Genomic DNA, 277 nt, shown 5'->3' with positions numbered 1-277 from the left:
GTAGTGGATTTACTGACGGAGGAAGAATTTCAAGCGCTTTATTCGAAGCTGCAGCGAAAAGGCAAACTAAAGAAGATGCTCCTTTTGAATACGATCTTGGACGATACACTTTTATGGGATAAGAAAAGCATAGAGGAAGCGCTGCTCTTAACAGCACAGCAAGCAATGGAGACCTATAAAGTCGATGCAGAAACTTCGAGGGGCTTTTACTACATGATGGAGCTTGTTCAAAGCGGAATCGGAGAACAAGCCGCTAAGGGATTGAAGATTGAAATAT

General features: G+C 42.6%; 1 pseudogene. It reads left to right on the top strand.

Annotated features, from left to right (window positions below):
- Window positions 1-84: 84 nt before the first annotated feature.
- A pseudogene (locus tag P6709_RS19885) lies at window positions 85-277 on the top strand (hypothetical protein); the annotation flags it as partial.

This window comes from Jeotgalibacillus sp. ET6, assembly GCF_029667115.1.
Classification (GTDB): Bacteria; Bacillota; Bacilli; order Bacillales; family Jeotgalibacillaceae; genus Jeotgalibacillus.
Note: the sequence above shows the minus strand (reverse complement) of the source record. Positions and strands in the feature narration are given on the sequence as shown.